Origin of the sequence: Limnofasciculus baicalensis BBK-W-15 (assembly GCF_024178385.1) — a bacterium.
In the GTDB taxonomy this organism is placed as follows: Bacteria; Cyanobacteriota; Cyanobacteriia; order Cyanobacteriales; family Coleofasciculaceae; genus Limnofasciculus; species Limnofasciculus baicalensis.
Genome location: NZ_JAMZMM010000502.1, coordinates 1 through 3,573 on the forward strand (window position 1 = coordinate 1; position 3,573 = coordinate 3,573).

General features: G+C 39.8%; 3 protein-coding genes. All 3 read left to right on the plus strand.

Annotated features, from left to right (window positions below; all coding sequences use genetic code 11):
- The coding region (locus NJ959_RS27285; protein WP_254014906.1) for a DUF4351 domain-containing protein at positions 1 to 259 on the plus strand (259 nt) is incomplete at its 5' end.
- Positions 260 to 559: 300 nt separating this feature from the next.
- Positions 560 to 2,392: a DEAD/DEAH box helicase gene (locus tag NJ959_RS27290; protein WP_254014907.1), complete on the plus strand. Its 1,833-nt coding sequence runs from the start codon at positions 560 to 562 to the stop codon at positions 2,390 to 2,392.
- Between the two features lie 2 nt (positions 2,393 to 2,394).
- Positions 2,395 to 3,480 carry a hypothetical protein gene (locus NJ959_RS27295; protein WP_254014908.1) on the plus strand — a complete coding sequence of 362 codons (1,086 nt, stop codon included), beginning with the start codon at positions 2,395 to 2,397 and terminating at the stop codon, positions 3,478 to 3,480.
- The last annotated feature ends 93 nt before the right edge of the window (positions 3,481 to 3,573 follow it).

Below are 3,573 nucleotides of genomic sequence, written 5' to 3' on the forward strand. Positions count from 1 at the left end.
ATTACAAGAAGGATTACAACAAGGATTACAACAAGGATTACAACAAGGATTACAAGAAGGATTACAACAAGGATTACAGCAAGGAGAAGTTGGATTAATTATACGCCTATTAGAACGTCGTTTAGGAGCAATTGAGCCTGATATCCAAATTCAGATTAGTCAATTATCCAGCGAACAATTAGAAAATCTAGGTGAAGCTGTGTTAAATTTTACCACTCCTGAAGATTTAATTGATTGGTTATCAGATGGTAACGATTAACAAAAGTCTCTCTTCCTATTCCCTACTCTCCATCAAGTTTATCCCTCCATCTTCACTAAGAAGATTTAACTGAGTTGCACCAATGCCAAAAAAGCGTTTAATAGAGTACTTGGAGGAATGGGTAGATTCTTGATGTGGGTTAGTCGAGATTTTGCACCATTGTTAGGCTAAATTAGGACTTACGCTCAGAAACCCGGTTTCTCCAAAAAATCGTGGATTGAGACAATCTCGGTTGAGGAAGAAACCGAGTTTCTAACTCACTGTATATAAATCCTGTAAATATTATCGGTGATGCTCATCATGGAAAGCCTCTACACCTTCAAATTCAATCACTCCAATGCCTTACAAGCACTTGCCCATGGGAAAACCGACAATATTAACTACTACGAAGCCCGAAAAAAACTATTCAACCTATCCATCATGGCAGATTACGACCAACTCGTCTGCCTCCCCACCCTCACAGCCATCGACAAACACTGGTATCAAATCGAAACTGCCCGAAAAGTACTCAGACAACTAGGAGGGCGTGCCCTTTTAGCCGATGAAGTAGGATTAGGAAAAACTATTGAAGCTGGACTTATTTTAAGTGAATATCTGGCACGAGGCATGATTCAATCCCTCTTAATTCTCACCCCAGCCTCCCTAGTCTCTCAATGGCAACAGGAATTACAAACAAAATTTAATATCGACACCATTACTAGCGACGACAAACAACTCCAACTCAACCCCAGTGAATTTTGGAGTAATAATAATCGAATCATTGCTTCTCTCAATACCGCAAAATCGCCAAAACACTTCAACTTAGTAACGACAAGAAACTGGGATTTAGTTATCGTTGACGAAGCCCACCACCTGAAGAATCGTAACACCCTCAACTGGAAACTCGTCAACGCCCTAAATAAACGATTCATCTTAATGCTTACCGCCACTCCAGTGCAAAACTCTCTCGTAGAATTATTCAATCTCCTCACCCTCCTCAAACCAGGATTATTAAAAACAGAAGCTGCATTTAAAAAAGAATACGTCTCCTCCAAAAATGGACGAATTCCCAAAAATCCCGAAAAACTGCGACAGTTAATGCGAGAAGTGATGGTACGGAATACCCGTTCCCTAGTTGATGTCCAATTACCCAAACGCTTCGCTACTACCATCACCGTTAATCCTGCCAAAAGTGAAGAGAAACTCTATCAGGATTTGACTGAATATATCCGTTCACTGGAAATGGGTGAATCAGATACTGAAAAACAGGATAAACTAGATACTGATAAATCTCAGCAGTTAGCTCCTGAAAAACAGGATAATTCAGACAATGAAAAACCTCAGCAGTTAGCTCCTGAAAAACCACATAAACTAGACAAATTTTCTCGCACAAACCTCTTAATGAGAGCTGGCTCATCCCCCCAAGCATTAGCCGATTCTCTCAAAAACCTTGCCAAAAAATTCCCTAGCGAGGAACTAAAAACCTTAACCAGACGCGCCTCACAAATTAAACAAGTTGAAAAAGCGATAGCCTTAGTCGATTTACTCAAAAAATCAACCCAAAAAACCATTGTTTTTACCACCCATCGAGCCACCAGCGCCTACCTAGCAAAAACCCTCGAAGAAGCCGGAATTTCCTTCGCCCAATTTCTCGGAGATATGTCATTAAAAGACAAAGATGCCGCAATTGAAGCATTTCGCGATAATGTTCCAGTTTTGCTAGCTTCCGAAACAGGGGGAGAAGGAAGGAACATCCAATTTGCTAACGCGATTGTCAACTATGACTTACCCTGGAATCCGATGAAAATAGAACAACGGATTGGGCGAATTCACCGCATCGGGCAGAAACAGGATGTGTTTATCTTTAACTTTTGTCTCAAAGGTAGTATTGAGGAATACATTCTGCGCATCTTGCATGATAAAATCAATATGTTTGAATTGGTGGTGGGAGAAATCGAAACTATCTTAGGCAATGTTGATGATGAGTTTGATTTCAGCGAAATAGTGATAGATATCTGGTTAAAGCATCAAGCGAAGCCAGAATTAGATACGGCGTTTGACAATCTGGCTAGTGAGTTGATAAAAGCTAAAGATAAATATCGGGAAACTAGCGAACTCGACGAACAGATTTTTGGCGAAGATTTTGAAGCATAATCTTGACTATTCAGTTAATAAAATCAACATTTGTTCCTTGTATCCACATGGTTTCTAATCCAATTCTCTCTACCCTAGCCCAACTAATCTCCTTACACGAGGGCATCGCCGAAGCGGATGGCGAACAGGTTTTGAATGTTCTATTAACTCAGAATATTGCTAAAGCTCTCGACTTACCGGAAGAGATTTCTTTTACCACTAGAGTTGATATTCCTGAAAGCCATTTTGTTACCTATCACTCGGCATTGCTGAATAAGTTTTCTGAATTGTTAGCGGATAGAGGAGCTGTAGCAGAAATAGGTGTGAAGTATCATGGCTATCTAAAAACGACAGGATTTGAGAAAATCCTTCAGCAAAATATTGCTCCTCAAAATGGATTGATTCGATTTCTAGATGCTAAACCGGAAACCACTCGTTATCTATGGTGCAATGTGGCTTATACAGCGGAAGCTGATGAACGAAGAATCGGGATGGTTTCTTTGGTTATTAATGAGTTAACTGGAGTGACACCTATAGATATTGGAGATGCTTTGTTTTGGGAAGCTGATAGAATTGAGGTGAATGATTCTCTAGAATCAACAGCGATATCTTTTGAGGATTTGTCAAGTTTAATCGAACAGACATCCGCTAAATTAATTAAAAATGAATTAGAGAATTGGAGTGCTAAGTTAACGCGAACTTTGACTAGAGATTCCGAAAGACTTCATGCTTATTACGGCACAATCGCGACTGAAATTGCTACCAAGATTCAGTATAAAGGTTTGGTAGATGAGGAGAAAGAGAAGGAGTTAGCTCGGATTGAGGCAACTCAACGGGAATTAGAGCGGAAGTTAGCGGATATTAAAGAGCGTTATGCTCTCTCTGTGGATGCTTTTTTACATAGTGCGATGGTTATCCATTTGCCCACAGTCCATATTAATTGTGAATTGGTGAGGAAGAAAGCCAAGCGAATCGTGACAGCAGTATGGAATCCTTTTACAAAAGTCGTTGAGCCTTTACGTTGTGAAGTATCGGGACAACCTGTATATGAATTTTATTTAGATGATAAGATAGCTAAAATTATTTCATCTAATTCTTGGCATAAGTGAAGCTATATCTGAGATATTACACTATTTGCAATAAACCTGGGCGAATGAATTCGCGGCTACACAAACAAAGTCTGCCTTCGCAGACTAAAAGGC